At 69.9% G+C, this 15,310-nt stretch carries 13 protein-coding genes and 1 pseudogene; 10 read left to right on the plus strand and 4 right to left on the minus strand.

What is annotated here, in order from left to right; all coding sequences use genetic code 11:
- The first annotated feature begins 48 nt into the window (after positions 1–48).
- From J8I35_RS11205 to ilvD, 3 genes are all read left to right on the plus strand, one after another.
- On the plus strand, positions 49–1,641 hold the full coding sequence (locus J8I35_RS11205) for an aldehyde dehydrogenase (NADP(+)) (protein WP_209925406.1): 1,593 nt from the start codon (positions 49–51) through the stop codon (positions 1,639–1,641).
- Positions 1,634–2,656 carry an Ldh family oxidoreductase gene (locus J8I35_RS11210; RefSeq protein WP_209925408.1) on the plus strand — a complete coding sequence of 341 codons (1,023 nt, stop codon included), beginning with the start codon at positions 1,634–1,636 and terminating at the stop codon, positions 2,654–2,656. The genes J8I35_RS11205 and J8I35_RS11210 overlap by 8 nt, the downstream gene beginning before the upstream one ends.
- Before the next feature lie 337 nt (positions 2,657–2,993).
- Positions 2,994–4,853, plus strand: coding sequence for a dihydroxy-acid dehydratase (gene ilvD / locus J8I35_RS11215; RefSeq protein ID WP_209925410.1), 1,860 nt, complete (start codon positions 2,994–2,996; stop codon positions 4,851–4,853).
- Between the two features lie 120 nt (positions 4,854–4,973).
- Here ilvD and J8I35_RS11220 read toward each other — a convergent pair whose 3' ends face one another.
- Both J8I35_RS11220 and J8I35_RS11225 read right to left on the minus strand, forming a co-directional pair.
- Positions 4,974–5,819, minus strand: coding sequence for an SH3 domain-containing protein (locus tag J8I35_RS11220; RefSeq protein WP_209925412.1), 846 nt, complete (start codon positions 5,817–5,819; stop codon positions 4,974–4,976).
- 28 nt (positions 5,820–5,847) lie between these two features.
- Entirely contained in the window at positions 5,848–6,270 is a 423-nt protein-coding gene (locus J8I35_RS11225; RefSeq protein ID WP_124594644.1) for a hypothetical protein, read from the minus strand.
- 297 nt (positions 6,271–6,567) lie between these two features.
- Here J8I35_RS11225 and J8I35_RS11230 point away from each other — a divergent pair, with 297 nt between their 5' ends.
- A complete protein-coding gene (locus J8I35_RS11230) occupies positions 6,568–8,094 on the plus strand; it encodes a sigma-70 family RNA polymerase sigma factor (protein ID WP_124554123.1) in 1,527 nt (508 codons plus the stop codon).
- Positions 8,095–8,276: 182 nt separating this feature from the next.
- Complete coding sequence (locus tag J8I35_RS11235) at positions 8,277–9,158, plus strand: helix-hairpin-helix domain-containing protein (RefSeq protein WP_124650978.1); 882 nt, start codon at positions 8,277–8,279, stop codon at positions 9,156–9,158.
- Between the two features lie 146 nt (positions 9,159–9,304).
- On the opposite strand, the gene J8I35_RS11240 is transcribed toward J8I35_RS11235, so the two are convergent.
- A complete protein-coding gene (locus tag J8I35_RS11240; RefSeq protein ID WP_209925414.1) occupies positions 9,305–9,730 on the minus strand; it encodes a helix-turn-helix domain-containing protein in 426 nt (141 codons plus the stop codon).
- Positions 9,731–9,870: 140 nt separating this feature from the next.
- Here J8I35_RS11240 and J8I35_RS11245 point away from each other — a divergent pair, with 140 nt between their 5' ends.
- Together J8I35_RS11245 and J8I35_RS11250 are read left to right on the plus strand one after the other, a co-directional pair.
- Positions 9,871–10,368: a DUF2938 domain-containing protein gene (locus tag J8I35_RS11245; protein ID WP_209925416.1), complete on the plus strand. Its 498-nt coding sequence runs from the start codon at positions 9,871–9,873 to the stop codon at positions 10,366–10,368.
- 108 nt (positions 10,369–10,476) lie between these two features.
- Positions 10,477–10,581: pseudogene (locus tag J8I35_RS11250) on the plus strand (multidrug transporter); the annotation flags it as partial.
- A 30-nt stretch (positions 10,582–10,611) separates the two neighbouring features.
- Here J8I35_RS11250 and J8I35_RS11255 read toward each other — a convergent pair.
- Positions 10,612–12,126, minus strand: a complete 1,515-nt coding sequence (locus J8I35_RS11255; protein WP_124650982.1) for an acetyl-CoA hydrolase/transferase family protein — start codon at positions 12,124–12,126, stop codon at positions 10,612–10,614.
- A 654-nt stretch (positions 12,127–12,780) separates the two neighbouring features.
- Between J8I35_RS11255 and J8I35_RS11260 the strand changes: the two genes are divergently transcribed.
- Genes J8I35_RS11260 through J8I35_RS11270 form a run of 3 tightly spaced genes read left to right on the plus strand, consistent with a single transcriptional unit; the run spans position 12,781 to position 15,280 of the window.
- A complete protein-coding gene (locus J8I35_RS11260) occupies positions 12,781–13,476 on the plus strand; it encodes a CDP-alcohol phosphatidyltransferase family protein (RefSeq protein ID WP_050010767.1) in 696 nt (231 codons plus the stop codon).
- The gene (locus tag J8I35_RS11265; RefSeq protein WP_209925418.1) at positions 13,473–14,282 is read left to right on the plus strand and encodes a 2OG-Fe(II) oxygenase; all 810 of its coding nucleotides are present in this window, start codon (positions 13,473–13,475) and stop codon (positions 14,280–14,282) included. Before J8I35_RS11260 ends, J8I35_RS11265 begins: the two co-directional genes overlap by 4 nt.
- Positions 14,279–15,280, plus strand: a complete 1,002-nt coding sequence (locus tag J8I35_RS11270) for a TIGR00374 family protein (RefSeq protein ID WP_050010763.1) — start codon at positions 14,279–14,281, stop codon at positions 15,278–15,280. The genes J8I35_RS11265 and J8I35_RS11270 overlap by 4 nt, the downstream gene beginning before the upstream one ends.
- Positions 15,281–15,310 lie beyond the last annotated feature (30 nt).

Consider the following 15,310-nt stretch of genomic DNA (forward strand, 5'->3'; position numbering starts at 1 on the left):
CATCGGCCGGGCGCCCCACGCCCGGCCCGGCTTTTTTCGAGGAAAACCATGCAACTCACAGGTCAGCTCCTGATCGGCCAGTCGGCCGTCGCCGGACAGAACGGCACCCTCCACGCGCTCGCCGCCGCCACCGGCGAACCGCTCGAACCGGCCTTCGGCGGCGCGAGCCTGCACGATCTGGAAACGGCGTGCGCACTCGCCGACGACGCGTTCGACACCTATCGCGAGACGTCGCTCGAAGCACGCGCCGCGTTCCTCGACGCGATCGGCCGCCACATCATGGCGCTCGGCGACGACCTGATCGAGCGCTGCATCGTCGAAACGGGACTGCCGCGCGCGCGCATCGAGGGCGAACGCGGCCGTACGGTCGGCCAGCTCGCGCTGTTCGCGTCGCTCGTGCGCGACGGCGGTTTTCTCGACGCGCGGATCGATCCGGCTCGCGCCGAGCGCAAGCCGCTGCCGCGCGTCGACCTGCGGCTGCGCAACGTCGCGCTCGGGCCCGTCGCCGTGTTCGGCGCGTCGAACTTCCCGCTCGCGTTCTCGGTGGCCGGCGGCGACACGGCGTCGGCGCTGGCGGCCGGCTGCCCGGTGATCGTCAAGGCGCATTCCGCGCATCCGGGCACGTCGGAGCTCGTCGGCCGCGCGATCCAGCAGGCCGCGCGCGAATGCGGGATGCCGGCCGGCGTGTTCTCGCTGCTGTTCGACGCATCGCGCGAGATCGGCCAGGCGCTCGTCGCCGATCCGCGCATCAAGGCCGTCGGCTTCACCGGCTCGCGCCGTGGCGGCGTGGCGCTGATGCATATCGCGGCGGCGCGAGCCGAACCGATTCCGGTCTATGCGGAAATGAGCTCGATCAACCCGGTGCTGCTGTTTCCGGCCGCGCTCGATGCGCGTCACGACACCATCGCATCGCAGTTCGTCGCGTCGCTTACGCTCGGCGCCGGGCAGTTCTGCACGAATCCGGGCCTCGTGCTCGCGGTCGACGGCCCCGCGCTGCGCGCGTTCGAAGCCGCAGCGGCCGATGCCGTGCGCGCCGTCGCCGCGCAAACGATGCTGACACCGGCCATCCACGCGAGCTATGCGCAAGGCGTCGCGGCGCTGCGCGATCACTCGGCCGTCGAACGGCTGGCCGAAGGCGTCGAAGGCGGCCGCCATCAGGCCCGCGCGGCGCTGTTCGCGACCTCCGCCGACGCGTTCATCGCGCACCCCGAACTGCGCGACGAAGTGTTCGGCCCCGCGTCGCTGATCGTGCGCTGCGCGGACGCCGACACGCTGCATCGCGTGCTGAAATCGCTCGAAGGCCAGTTGACGATCGCCGCGCATCTCGCCGACGGCGACGCGGCGCTGTTCGCCGCGCTGCGCCCGACGCTCGAACGCAAGGCCGGCCGCATTCTCGTCAACGGCTTCGGCACGGGCGTCGAAGTCGGCCACGCGATGGTGCACGGCGGCCCGTTCCCGGCGACGTCCGACACGCGTACGACGTCGGTCGGCGCACGCGCGATCGAGCGCTTCCTGCGCCCCGTGTCGTACCAGGACCTGCCGGACGCGCTGCTGCCGGACGCGCTCCGCAGCAGCAATCCGCTGCACGTGCCGCAACGCATCGACGGCGTGCCCGCCCCGCGCGAGGTGAACCATGTCTGAGCGCACCGCCGAAGTCGTGCTGTCGCTCGACGAAGTCCACGCGCTCGCGCTGCGCGTGCTGATGCACAACGGGATGTCCGACGCGCATGCGCGCGCCATCGCCAACGTGATCACGCAGGGCCAGCGCGACGAATGCCATTCGCACGGCGTGTACCGGCTGCTCGTCTGCGTGCGGTCGCTGAAGAAAGGCAAGGTCGATCCGCAAGCCGTGCCGACGTTGCGCCGGCTGTCGTCGTCGGTCGTCGCGGTCGACGCGCATCGCGGCTTCTCGCTGCTGAGCTTCGAGACCGGGCTGCCCGTGCTGGTCGAGATGGCGAAGCAGCACGGCATCGCGGCGATGATGATCAACCACTGCTATCACTTCTCCGCGCTGTGGCCCGAGGTCGAGGCGATCGCGGCCGAAGGGCTGGTCGGCATCGCGATGAACCCGAGCCATAGCTGGGTGGCGCCGGAAGGCGGCCGCGAGCCCGTGTTCGGCACCAACCCGATCGCGTTCGCGTGGCCGCGCCCGGGCGGCGAGCCGTTCGTGTTCGATTTCGCGACGAGCGCGATCGCGCGCGGCGACATCGAGCTGCACGCGAAACAGGGCAAGGCGATTCCGGCGCACTGGGCGATCGACGCGGACGGCCAGCCGACCACCGACCCGAAGGCCGCGCTGCAAGGCGCGATGCGCACGTTCGGCGGCCACAAGGGGTCGGCGCTCGCGGCGATGGTCGAGCTGCTCGGCGGCGCGCTGATCGGCGACATGACGAGCCGGGAATCGATGGACTTCGACGAAGGCGTCGGCGCGACGCCGTGCCACGGCGAACTCGTGATCGCGTTCGATCCGAAGGTGTTTCTCGGCGACGATCTCGACGCGGGGCTCGCGCGCGGCGAGCGGATGTTCGAATCGATCGTCGCGCAGGGCGCGCGGCTGCCGTCGCAACGGCGCTTCGACGCCCGCGCGCGCAGCATCGCGAATGGGGTGCGGATTCCGAAGCCGCTGTACGACGAGATCCTGACGTTGCTCGATTGATGCGCGATCGCGGACGGCATGGCACGGCTTCATCGTCGGCAAGACGGGCGATGAAGCCGCTGCCGGGCTCCGCTGGCGATGGCCGGGTTCCGAATTCGCGCGTTCCCGCCGTTCCGTCTTCGCGCCTTCGCGCCGCGCTTCGTTTGCCTACGCGCTGCCCACCGCGCCCGCCCCGCGCCGGTCGGCCTTGTCCGCCGGCGCCGCCCGCCCGGCGGCTGTGGGATAATCGCGGAGTTTGCCCAGGGCGCAGCTCAAGAGGTTGTTCGCACGGGCGCGAGAGAGGCCTTTATTCCCCGAGCCTCCACCCTTTTCCCGCGATATTTCTTCAGCCATCACCATGCCCACTTACCGTTCCAAAACCTCCACCGCCGGCCGCAACATGGCAGGTGCGCGCTCGCTGTGGCGCGCCACCGGCATGAAAGACGACGATTTCTCGAAACCGATCGTCGCGGTCGTCAACTCGTTCACGCAATTCGTGCCCGGGCACGTGCACCTGAAGGATCTCGGCCAGCTCGTCGCGCGCGAGATCGAAGCCGCGGGCGGCGTCGCGAAGGAATTCAACACGATCGCGGTCGACGACGGCATCGCGATGGGCCACGACGGCATGCTCTATTCGCTGCCGAGCCGCGACATCATCGCCGACTCGGTCGAATACATGGTGAACGCGCACTGCGCGGACGCGATGGTGTGCATCTCGAACTGCGACAAGATCACGCCGGGGATGCTGATGGCCGCGATGCGCCTGAACATTCCGGTGATCTTCGTGTCGGGCGGCCCGATGGAAGCCGGCAAGACGCGCCTCGCGAACCCGGTCACCAAGGCCATCGAACTGAAGAAGCTCGACCTCGTCGACGCGATGGTGATCGCAGCCGACCAGTCGTATTCGGACGCCGACGTCGCCGAAGTCGAACGCTCGGCGTGCCCGACCTGCGGTTCGTGCTCGGGCATGTTCACCGCGAACTCGATGAACTGCCTGACCGAAGCGCTCGGCCTGTCGCTGCCCGGCAACGGCACGGTGGTCGCCACGCACGCCGACCGCGAACAACTGTTCAAGCGCGCCGGCCGCCGCATCGTCGAACTGACGCGCCAGCACTACGAGCAGGACGACGACCGCGTGCTGCCGCGCGCGGTCGGCTTCAAGGCGTTCGAGAACGCGATGACGCTCGACATCGCGATGGGCGGCTCGACCAACACGATCCTGCACCTGCTGGCGATCGCGCGGGAAGCCGGCATCGACTTCACGATGAAGGACATCGACCGGCTGTCGCGCATCGTGCCGCAGCTGTGCAAGGTCGCGCCGAACACGAACAAGTACCACATCGAGGACGTGCACCGCGCAGGCGGCATCATGGCGATCCTCGGCGAACTCGACCGCGCCGGCAAGCTGCACACCGACGTGCCGACCGTGCACGCGCCGACGCTGAAGGATGCGCTCGACCAGTGGGACATCGTCCGCACGCAGGACGAAGCGGTCCGCACGTTCTACCAGGCCGGCCCGGCCGGGATTCCGACGCAAGTCGCGTTCAGCCAGAACACGCGCTGGCCGAGCCTCGACCTCGACCGCGCCGAAGGCTGCATCCGCTCGTACGAGCATGCATTCTCGAAGGAAGGCGGCCTCGCGGTGCTGACGGGCAACATCGCGCTCGACGGCTGCGTGGTGAAGACGGCCGGCGTCGACGAGAGCATCCTCGTGTTCGAAGGCTCGGCGCACGTGACCGAATCGCAGGACGAAGCGGTCGAGAACATCCTGAACGACAAGGTCAAGGCCGGCGACGTGGTGATCGTGCGCTACGAAGGCCCGAAGGGCGGCCCGGGCATGCAGGAAATGCTCTACCCGACCAGCTACATCAAGTCGAAGGGGCTCGGCAAGGCGTGCGCGCTGCTGACGGACGGCCGTTTCTCGGGCGGTACGTCGGGTTTGTCGATCGGCCATTGCTCGCCGGAAGCGGCAGCGGGCGGCGCGATCGGCCTCGTGCGCGACGGCGACCGGATCCGCATCGACATTCCGAACCGCACGATCGACGTGCTGGTGTCGGACGAGGAACTGGCGCGCCGCCGCGAGGAGCAGAACGCGAAGGGCTGGAAGCCCGCGCAGCCGCGTCCGCGCAAGGTGTCCGCGGCGCTGAAGGCCTACGCGAAGCTGGTCATGTCGGCCGACAAGGGCGCGGTGCGCGATCTGTCGTTGCTCGACGACTGACGCAGCGGGCTGCGGGCGACCGGTAGCGCGTGACCTCGCCCCCGCTTGCCTGATCCCGAAGCCGCTCTCCGGAGCGGCTTTTTTTCGTCCGGTGCCGGAGCACCCGCGGCACCGGCGCGGTCAGTGCCGGCGTTCGTCCGGGCCGCCGCCACCGCCGCCGCGGTTACCGCCACCGTTTCCGCCGCCCTGCGGCTGCGCATAACCGCCGCCGCCTCCGGCTCCCTGCCGCACCGGCGGCGGCATCGTGCGGGCCTCGCCGCCCGGCGCGGGCGGCGGCCGGAGCACGGCCGGCGGCGGGCCGGCCGGACGCGCGTTGCCCGCTCCGCCCGGCATCGGCGTGGGCGCCGGGCTCGCCGGACGCGCATTGCCCACCCCACCCGGCATCGGCGTTGGCGCGGCCGGCGGCGGCATACGGTTCGCACCGTTCCAGCCGCCGCGCGTCGCCGACGGCCGCGTGTCATGCACGGGCGGCGGGCCGCCCGGCGCGACCTGCATCGGCGCGCCCGGTTGCGGACGCCCTTGCGCCGGCGGCATGCCTCCGGGGCCGAGCCTCGGCTCCGGACGGCGCGCCCAGCGGTCGCGGTCCGGATACCACGGGCGGTGCCGGTAATAACGATCCCAGTACGCGCCGATCGCGAATCCGGTCACCGGCACGCCGATGATCGCGCCGTACTCGAGCAACGGCACGTAGCTGCCTTGATACGGATAGTCGAGCAGTTGCGCATCGATCCAGCCGCGCACGCCCGGCAGCGCGACGTCGCACCACGTGTAGTCGCTCAGGCAGCCGAATACGCCCAGCGCGGTGCCGGGCGGAATCTGCGCGACCACCGGGTAATCGGGCGCCGGCCCCGCATACAGCTCGGCCGGCGAATTCGTGTAAGCGCTGCTCTGCGCATCGGCGACGCCCGGCGCGGCCGCGAGGCCAGCCAGGACGATGCACAGACTTCGGACAATCGTGTTCCTCATGATGCTCTCCCGCGCCGCCGCGCGCCGGTCAGTGCCGATGGCCGCCACCCCAGTGACCGCCACCCCAATGCCCGCCGCCCCACGGACGATGCCAGTACCCGCCGCGCCCGCCCCAGTATCCGCCGCCCCAGCGGCCCCAGAAGCCGATCGTCACGGGCGGCCCGTACCAGCCGGAGTAGTACGCCGGGTAGTAATACGGATACGGTGGCGGCACGTAGGCCGGGGCGACGTACATGGGCACCGCCGTGCCGGCGTCGACCTGCGCCTGCGGCACGGTCGACGCGGCCGGACCGGACGCAGTCGGTGCGGCCGGGATCTCGCGCTGCGTCACCGTGGCGGGCACCGGCGCGTAATAAGGTGCATAACCGTACGGGCTCGTGTAGTAGCAGCCGCCCAGCGTCAATGCGGCCAGCGCGACGACGGCGGGCCTCGCGGCGGAAATCGGGTTCATCTCGTACTCCGGCAGAATCCGCGCGCCGCCGCCGGGCGCGCGCCTGACTCTAGCTTACGTCCCCTGCAGATTTCCGCGCGTATGATCGGTTACTTTTTGTTTCCTGCGCCGGACGGCCGCGCGGGCACGCCGCGTGCTGGCCCGTCCGCGGCGCCCGCGTTGAAGTTGGCGCAAATGCCCTCAACTTGGACGATGTCGGGCTGACCGGCGCGGACGGGCGTCCGCGGTCCACCGGCAACCGCAAACCGGCGAGCTTCGGCCCGCCCTGACAGGAACGCGGCTCGCGCCGCCATCGACATGACTACGCCACGCCCCACTCCCCGGGCGGACACACCGCTCGATCCGATCATCCAGCTGCTGGCCCTTGCCGGCGAGCAGGGTTATCTGACGCACGCCGACCTCGTCGACGCGCTGCCGCCCGAAAGCGACAGCCCCGACGCGCTCGAGGTCGTGCGCGCCGCGCTGGCCGACATCGGCATCGCGGTACTCGACGAGCCGGCCGTGCCTGCACCGTTCGCCGGCGCGGCGCCGGTCGAGGTCGATCGCGACGCGCTCGACGAAGGCCGCGCCATGCTCGGCGACCTCGCGCGCGGCACGAGCGCGTCGACCGATCCGCTCGCGCTGTACATGCGGCGCATGCACGCGGTGCCCCTGCTCACGCGCGAAGGCGAAATCGTGCTCGCCCGCGAGATCGAGACGGGCCGCCATCAGATACTGCATGCGATTGCCGGCTATCCGCCCGCGGTCGACGCGCTGCTCGAGCGCCATCGCGCGACGGGTGCAACCGGATCGCCCGATGAAGAGGATCGCGAAACGTCCGCGCCCGCCCGCTACGACGCGCTGCACGCAGCGGTGTCGGCATTGCGCGACGCGTTGCATACGCATGGCAGTCGTTCGGCCGACTACCGTGACGCGCGCAACCACGTGGCGACCCTGCTGGGTTCGCTCGCGTGGGTCGCGCCGGCCGTCGACGACGCAAGTCGTGCCGTGCGCGCACTCGCCACCGCCCGCGATGATCCGTCGGCGACCGACGCCGCGGGCTTCGACGCGGTCGCGCGGCGCGCCCTCGCAGCCGCGCTGAGCGACGGCCAGCAGAAAGTCCGCGACGCGACGCGTGCGATGCTCGAGGCGAACCTGCGGCTCGTGCTGTCGATCGCGCGCAAGTACCTGAACCGCGGCGTCGACCTGTCCGACCTCGTGCAGGACGGTTGCCTCGGCCTGATGCGCGCGATCGAGAAATTCGAATACCGGCGCGGGTTCAAGTTCTCGACCTATGCAACCTGGTGGATTCGCCAGGCGATCGCGCGCGCGGTCGCGGATCGTTCGCGCACGATCCGCGTGCCGGTGCACGTCGGCGACCAGTACCAGCGCGTGCAGCGGCATGCGCTGCGCTTTCGGCAGCGCACCGGCCGGCGGGCCACGCCGGCCGAGCTCGCGGCCGAAACCGGCCTCGACGAAGGCAAGCTGCGCGCGGTGCTCGCGCTGCCCGCCGAGCCGGTCTCGCTCGACACGCCGCTGCCCGACGCGGACACCGGCCTCGTGGAGCTGATCGAGGATCAGGCATCGGCCAGCCCGTTCGAGCAACTGGCCGACACGCGCATGCGCGAATGCGTACGGGCGCTGCTGCGTTCGGTCACGCCGACCGAGGCCGACGTGCTGCGCCGGCGGTTCGGCCTCGGCGGCGCCGAGCCCGACACCTACGACGCGATCGCGCAGGATGCGGGGATGTCGCGGGAGCGCGTGCGGCAGATCGAGAAACGGGCGCTCGCCGCGCTGCGTACGGCCGCCGAGGCCGAGAACGCGCAGTCGTTTCTCGACGCGTAACCGCATCGCGCGCGGCGCACGGTCATGCCGCACTCCGGCACGACCGTGCGCCGCGCGCCTGTGTTACGTTTGCCATTGACGCGCATCAAGTTTTCTTCATCGCGCGTCGCGACAATGGTTGACAGCCGACCGGCGCGTCGCGCGCCGCGTCCATTCCGTTTGTGCTTTCCGGGTCTCTTGCCATGCAGTCGACCGTCAGCCAGACGTACGAGGAAAACCGGACTGTCGCGGCCTGCCTGCGCGAGGCCTCGCAGTGGCTCGTCGACCAGGGCGCGAACCCGTATCGGGTCGCCGCGTACCGCGCGGCGGCCGATACGGTCGACGCGCTCGACCGCGACATTCGCGGCGTGTTCGAAACCGGCGGCGTCGAGGCGCTCGGCGCGCTGCCCGACATCGGCGCGGGCGTCGCGCAGGCGATCGCCGAGTTGCTGGTCACGGGACGTTGGCGCCAGCTCGACCGCTTGCGCGGCGACGCGGAACGCGCGTCCGCCTTCGAAGCGGTGCCGGGCATCGGCCACGCGCTCGCGCTGCGCATTCACGACGCACTGCACATCGACACGCTGGAGGAGCTCGAACGCGCGGCCCGCAACGGCCAGCTCGAAACGATCGCGGGCGTCGGCCCGCGACGCGCGGTCGGCATCCGCGCCGCGCTCGACGACGTGCTGAGCCGCCGCCGGCGCTGGCAAGGCCATATGCGACATGCCGGCCCCGGCACGGAGCCGCCCGTCGAACTGCTGCTTTACATCGATCGCCAGTACCGCAACAAGGCGGCCGCCGGCGTGCTGCCGACGCTCGCGCACCGGCGCCTGAACGCGGACGGTTACGTGCCGCCGCCCGTGATGCACATGACCAAGGGCGGCTGGCATTTCACGGTGCTGAGCCAGCATGCGGCCATGCGCACGCCGGAAGCCGGGCGCCCGACCGACTGGGTGTCGCTCTACTTCTACGACGCCGTGCAATGCGAGCACCAGCGCACCGTGTTCACCGGAACGTACGGCGCGCTCGCCGGCAAGCGGATCGTGCGCGGGCGCGAGATGGAATGCCGCGTGTATTACGCAGGGTGATGCAGGCGTCGGCGGTTTCGCTGACGTCGAAGGCGGCACAGGCCGCGTCGCCTTTTCGCGATTCGACGGGTCGAACCCGTTACGTCGCCACGTAGCCTCTCCTGCCGCACCGCTACCGCACCGCCCGCTTCGCGCAGGCTCGCCGCCTACGCACCTTCCGCCTTCGCGCGGCGCGCCGGATGACGATGCGCGGCAATGCGCAGCAGCTTCTGGAACGACGGGCATTCGAGGTGGTTCACGGCCGGGCACACGGCCGCATGCCGCAGCGCGTCGCGTACCGCGCCGAGACGGCGGATCGTGCGATCGAGCTCGTCGGCCTTGCCGTCGAGCTTCGCGCGGTCGATCGCGGGCCGGCCCTCCGCGCCGACCATCGAGAGGATGTCGTCGAGCGAGAACCCGGCCTCCCGCCCGAGCGCGATCAGCGCCAGGCGCTCCAGCACCGACTCGTCGTATTGCCGCCGCAGCCCGTGCCGGCCGATCGGAACGATCAGTCCCTTTTCCTCGTAGTAGCGCAGCGTCGACGCGGGCAATCCCGTGCGCCGCACGACGTCCGCAATGTCCAGTCGGCTCATGCTTGACCTCAAGTTAACTTGAAGTTGCAAGATAGTCGCCCGACTCCACGAAGACAAGCCCCAACCGTCATGAAACCGTTGAAACCGCGTCGTATTCCGCTGTACCGCATCGCCATCACCGCCCGCTGTAGAGGGGCGCGATGAGCACGCCCGATACCCTCCTCAAACTGCTGTTGATCGGCGCGGGCGCCACGCTCGTGATGGATCTGTGGACGCTGTTCCGGCGGCGTGCGTTCGGCATTCCGTCGCTCGACTACGCGCTGGTCGGCCGTTGGCTCGGCCACATGACGCACGGCCGGTTCCGGCATGCGTCGATCGTCGCCGCCGCGCCCGTGCCCGGCGAACGCGTGCTCGGATGGGTCGCGCATTACGCGATCGGCATCGCGTTCGCGGCACTGCCCGTGCTGATCGCCGGCCCGGCGTGGATCGACGCGCCGACGCTGCTCCCCGCCCTCGTGGCAGGGCTCGCGAGCGTGGCCGCGCCGTTCTTCGTGATGCATCCGGCGTTCGGTTTCGGCATGGCGGCGTCGCGCACGCCGCGGCCGGGCGTCGCGCGCCGGCACTGCCTCGTCACGCATCTGTCGTACGGCGTGGGGCTCTACGTTGCGGCGTACACGCTCGCGGCGCTGGCCGGTTGACCCGCGCACCGGCGTACCGTCAGCCGCACCAGCGTATCGCGCTCGTCGGGCGTGAAGCCGCGCAGCCCGTCATCGGCGGCGGTATCGCCCACCTCCAGCATCTGCGGAAAGATCTCGCGCGTCGCGACGCTGCTGATGATCCCGCTGTTGCTGCTGATCCGCCCGCCGCAGAAAGCGGCGAGCGTCGACGTCGCGCATGCGGCGATGGATTGACGGGCCCGCCTGCGCCCGTCCCAGGCCCCGTCAGGCCTTCATCGACCCGGTGCGCACGTAGCGCTCGTGCCACGACAGCGCTTCGGCGAGCAGATGCGGCGTGTGCTTGCCGAAGCTCTCGCGCGACGCGCGCTCGAAGTAGTCCTCGAGCATCGGCCGGTAGTCCGGGTGCGCGCAGGTCGCGATGATCTTGCGCGCGCGCTGCTTCGGCGACAGGCCGCGCAGGTCGGCCAGCCCCTGTTCGGTGACGACGACCGCGACGTCGTGCTCGGTATGGTCGACGTGGCTCGCCATCGGCACGATCCGCGAGATCGCGCCGCCCTTCGCGGTACTCGCCGACATGAAGCACGACAGGTAGCCGTTGCGCGCGAAGTCGCCCGAGCCGCCGATGCCGTTCTGGATCTTCGTGCCCATCACGTGCGTGGAATTCACGTTGCCGTAGATGTCGGCCTCGATCATCCCGTTCATCGCGATGCAGCCGAGCCGGCGCACGAGTTCCGGATGGTTGCTGATCTCCTGCGGGCGCAGCACGATCTTCTCGCGGAACGTCGCGATTTCGTCGGCGAAACGCTGCACGGCGGCGGGGCTCAGCGACAGCGCGGTGGCCGACGCGAAGCTCAGCGTGCCGTCGTCGAGCAGGTCGAGCATGCCGTCCTGGATCACCTCGGTGTAGGCGGTCAGGTTCGAGAAGCCGGCCGAGCTGAGTTCCGCGAGCACCGCGTTCGTGATGTTGCCGACGCCCGACTGCAGCGGCAGCAGGTTTTCCGGCAGGCGGCCGCGCTTCACTTCGTGACGCAGGAAGTCGATCAGCTGCAGCGCGATCTGCTTGGACGTCGCATCCGGCGCGGAGAATGCATTGCTGCGATCGGGCGCGTCGGTCTCGACGATCGCGACGATCTTGTCGGCCGGGCAGCGCAGATACGGCTCGCCGATCCGGTCGTCGCTCTTCGTCAGCGGAATCGGCTTGCGGTGCGGCGGCAGCGCGGTGCCGTAATAGATGTCGTGCATCCCGTCGAGGCCGAGCGGCTGCCGCGTATTCACTTCGAGGATCACGTGCTTCGCGCGCTCGAGCCAGGTCTTGTTGTTGCCGATCGACGCGGACGGAATCAGCAACCCGTCCTCGCGGATGCCCGCGACTTCGACGATCGCGACGTCGAGATCGCCGTACAGCCCGAACCATGCGTATTGCGCGACGTGGCTCAGGTGGACGTCCTGGTAATCGACTTCGCCGCCGTTGATCTTGTCGCGCAGCGTGGGGTCGGACTGGTACGGCAGCCGCATCGAGATGCCGTTCGTGCGGGCGAGCGCGCCGTCGAGTTCCGGTGCGGTCGATGCGCCCGTCAGCACGTTGATCCGGAAGTCCTCGCCGCGCGCGTGCGCCGCGTCGATGTGGGCGGCCAGCGCGGCCGGCACGGCCTTCGGATAGCCCGACCCGGTGAAGCCGCTCATGGCGACGGTCATGCCGGGGCGGATCAGCGCGGCGGCTTCGTCGGCGGTGCGGACGAGCGAACGCAGGGCGGGAGCGAGGATGCGTGAAGAAGACATGGCTGGTTATCTGACGCTTGGGTCTGTCGTTGACGTCGCGGGGGGTGTCTCCTGAGCGACGCGAAGCCCTTGGGGCCGCGAGGGGCGGCCCGGCACCACAGGCACGGTCGGAGTATCGCAGAGGCGATCGCCGCGAAATGTCCGCTGGATGCAAAAGATCCTTGCCGGATTTGCCGGGTATCGAACGACCGTTCTGTGACAGGCGATCCGCCCGCCCCGGACACCCACGAAAGGTGCACGAAAGCATCGGGCGAATCGCCGGTTCGCGATCGCCGGCCGTCGCGCGTCGATCGACCGGTCTGCATCGACATCGGCGACGTTCGGCTCGGTCATCGCCGCGACCCGTCCGGCGCGGCCGATTGTCGCCCGATGCGGTTTTTCCGGCGCTGACGGGGATCAAGGTCGCATGGGCTGCGCGACACCGGCCGGGCGGCGCGAAAAACACCGCCTCGCCGGCCTGCGAGGCCCGTCCGGCCTTGACAGTCGCGCGACGCGAACCACACTGGAAGACGGGTCCGGCCGCCCGGTCGGCCGCGTCGTTCGCGGGTGCGTTTTTGAACCGGCCGATGCCTGCAAGACGCGGTAACACTCCCGCATGTCAGGACATTGATCGAATAAAAAGCAACAAATTACAATTCCGTATATATTTCGCCGATGGACCAAAGAAAAACCGTCAAACGCCCCGAGCCGCCCCCGCCACGCACCTGGGATGCGCGGCTCGCGCGCTCGCTTGTCCGGCCGCTCGTCGATACGCCGGTCACGCCGAATCACCTCACCACCCTTCGTCTGCTGATCGGCCTCGCCGGCGCCTGGTGCCTCGCGCACGGCGGCTTCGTCTGGGGCAATGCAGGCGCGTTCCTGATCGTGCTGTCGAACTTCGTCGACCACACCGACGGCGAACTCGCGCGCATCAGCGGCAAGTCCAGCAAAATCGGTCATTTTTACGACCTCGCGGCCGATGCGCTCGTCACGGTCGCGCTGTTCGTCAGCATGGGCGTCGGCATCGTCGCCCAGGGCGGCCAGATGGCCGCGTCGCCGGTGCTGCTCGGCGCGGTCGCCGGCGCGGCCGTCGCGCTGATCTTCTTCCTGCGCATGCGGATCGAATCGATCGCCGGCAAGGCCGGCACCAAGCAGGCGTTCGCCGGCGGCTTCGAGACCGAAGACGTGCTGTACCTGCTGCCGATCGTGACGCTCGTCGACGGCGTCGAGCCGTTCCTGCTCGCGGCGTCGATCGGCGCCCCGCTGTTCGCCGCCTGGGTCGTGATCGACTGGTGGCGCATCGTGCGGCGCGGCAACCTCCCGCAGACCCCGGCCGCGCAGAACCCAACCGAAATCCAGGCTTCCAAATGACTCCTAGCACGCGCGACGATTCCGTGCTGAGCCCGGCACGCCCCGCGCCCGTGCGCGCGGCCGCGGCCGATCCCGATCGCACCGTGGCCGACCGCGTCGGCCAGCTCGACCTCGACCGCCTGCGCGGCGACTACACGCGCCAGGGCTCGTTCCTCTACCTCGACACCTTCCTGCCGGCCGACGCGCACGCGAAGCTCGCGAACGCGGCCCGCGCGATGCAGGCCGGCCTGAACCGCAATTACCTGCCCGGCCACAAGCAGGGCGGCAGCGTGAGCCGCCATACGATCGACGAGCAGGCGCCGTACATCGCCGAGCTGTATCGCTCGAAGGCACTCCTCTCCTTCCTCGAGAAGATCACCGGCGACAAGCTGATGCTGTCGCCGGACGACGATCCGCACGCGTACGCGCTGTATTACTACACGAAGCCCGGCGACCACATCGGCTGGCACTACGACACGTCGTACTACGATGGCCGCCGCTACACGCTGCTGATCGGCGTGATCGACGAATCGTCGTGCCGGCTCGACTACGAGCTGCATACGCGCAACCCGGACGTGCCTGATCAACCGGGCTCCGTGCAGATCGCCGACGGCGGCATCGTGCTGTTCGACGGCGACAAGCTGCGCCACCGCATCACGCCGCTCGGCCAGAACGAGATGCGCGTGTCGCTCACGTTCGAATACGTGACGAACCCCGGCATGCGGCCGTGGAAGCGCTTCATCTCGAACATGAAGGACGCGATCGCGTATTTCGGTTTCCGCCAGGTGTTCAAGCAACTGGCCACGCGACGCACGAGCGGGTCATGACACGTGCGGGCCTCATCCTGCTGTCCCTCGGGACCGCACTCTTCATCGCACTGCTGGCCTGGCAGGGCGTCGGCGCGGTAGCGTCCACGCTCCTCGCGGCCGGCTGGGGCCTCGCGCTCGTCGCGGCGTTCCACGTCGTGCCGCTCGCGATCGACGCGGTCGCGATCTCCGTGATGTTCCGCCGCGGGCAGCCGGGCGCCGAACTCGGCAACGCGCTGCGCGCGCGCTGGGTCGGCGAATCGGTAAACAGCCTGCTGCCCGCCGGGCAGATCGGCGGCCCCGTGCTGATGGTGCGCTACCTCGCGCAGCGCGGCACGCGGATGGCCGACGCGGCTGCCGCCATGACCGTCGGCACGACGATGCAGGCGCTCGCGCAGATGGCGTTCGCGCTGATCGGCATCGCCGCGTTCAGCCTGTATGCGACGCACGAGTCGGTCGCGTATCTGCGCACGCCCGCGCTGATCGCCACCGGCGTGCTCGGCGCCCTCGCCGTCGCGTTCTACGCGGCGCAGCGGCGCGGGCTGTTCGGCCGCGGCCTGCGCCTCGCGTCGAAGCTGCTCGGTCCGCGCGACTGGTCGTCGCTGGCCACGCGCGCCGACGCGATCGACGACGCGGTCGGCGCGCTGTACCGCGATCGCGCGAAAGTCGCGAAGACCTTCGCATTGAGCCTCGTCGGCTGGATCGTCGGCACCGCGGAAGTGTGGCTCGCGCTGCACTTCCTCGGGCACCCGGTCAGCTGGCTCGACGCGCTGCTGCTGGAAAGCGTCGGCCAGGCGATTCGCGGGGCGGCCTTCGCGATCCCCGGCTCGCTCGGTGCGCAGGAAGGCGGCTACCTGCTGCTCGCGCCGCTGGTCGGCTTGCCGCCCGACGCAGCGCTCGCGCTGTCTCTCGCGAAGCGCGCGCGCGAACTCGCGCTCGGCCTGCCCGGCCTGCTCTATCTGCATTTCAGTGAAAGAAACTGGCAGCGGCGTCGTGCGCCGCAGCCGCTCGCCGACTGATCGTTCAGATCGCCGGCTTTTTGGTTGGAG

Source organism: Burkholderia sp. CpTa8-5 (genome assembly GCF_017815045.1).
Taxonomy (GTDB): Bacteria; Pseudomonadota; Gammaproteobacteria; order Burkholderiales; family Burkholderiaceae; genus Burkholderia; species Burkholderia sola.

Excerpts from the sequence above, each read along its gene's own strand:
- J8I35_RS11205 (WP_209925406.1), top strand. The coding sequence starts at position 49 with ATGCAACTCACAGGTCAGCTCCTGATCGGCCAGTCGGCCGTCGCCGGA.
- J8I35_RS11210 (WP_209925408.1), top strand. The coding sequence starts at position 1,634 with ATGTCTGAGCGCACCGCCGAAGTCGTGCTGTCGCTCGACGAAGTCCAC.
- ilvD (WP_209925410.1), top strand. The coding sequence starts at position 2,994 with ATGCCCACTTACCGTTCCAAAACCTCCACCGCCGGCCGCAACATGGCA.
- J8I35_RS11220 (WP_209925412.1), bottom strand. The coding sequence starts at position 5,819 with ATGAGGAACACGATTGTCCGAAGTCTGTGCATCGTCCTGGCTGGCCTC.
- J8I35_RS11225 (WP_124594644.1), bottom strand. The coding sequence starts at position 6,270 with ATGAACCCGATTTCCGCCGCGAGGCCCGCCGTCGTCGCGCTGGCCGCA.
- J8I35_RS11230 (WP_124554123.1), top strand. The coding sequence starts at position 6,568 with ATGACTACGCCACGCCCCACTCCCCGGGCGGACACACCGCTCGATCCG.
- J8I35_RS11235 (WP_124650978.1), top strand. The coding sequence starts at position 8,277 with ATGCAGTCGACCGTCAGCCAGACGTACGAGGAAAACCGGACTGTCGCG.
- J8I35_RS11240 (WP_209925414.1), bottom strand. The coding sequence starts at position 9,730 with ATGAGCCGACTGGACATTGCGGACGTCGTGCGGCGCACGGGATTGCCC.
- J8I35_RS11245 (WP_209925416.1), top strand. The coding sequence starts at position 9,871 with ATGAGCACGCCCGATACCCTCCTCAAACTGCTGTTGATCGGCGCGGGC.
- J8I35_RS11255 (WP_124650982.1), bottom strand. The coding sequence starts at position 12,126 with ATGTCTTCTTCACGCATCCTCGCTCCCGCCCTGCGTTCGCTCGTCCGC.
- J8I35_RS11260 (WP_050010767.1), top strand. The coding sequence starts at position 12,781 with ATGGACCAAAGAAAAACCGTCAAACGCCCCGAGCCGCCCCCGCCACGC.
- J8I35_RS11265 (WP_209925418.1), top strand. The coding sequence starts at position 13,473 with ATGACTCCTAGCACGCGCGACGATTCCGTGCTGAGCCCGGCACGCCCC.
- J8I35_RS11270 (WP_050010763.1), top strand. The coding sequence starts at position 14,279 with ATGACACGTGCGGGCCTCATCCTGCTGTCCCTCGGGACCGCACTCTTC.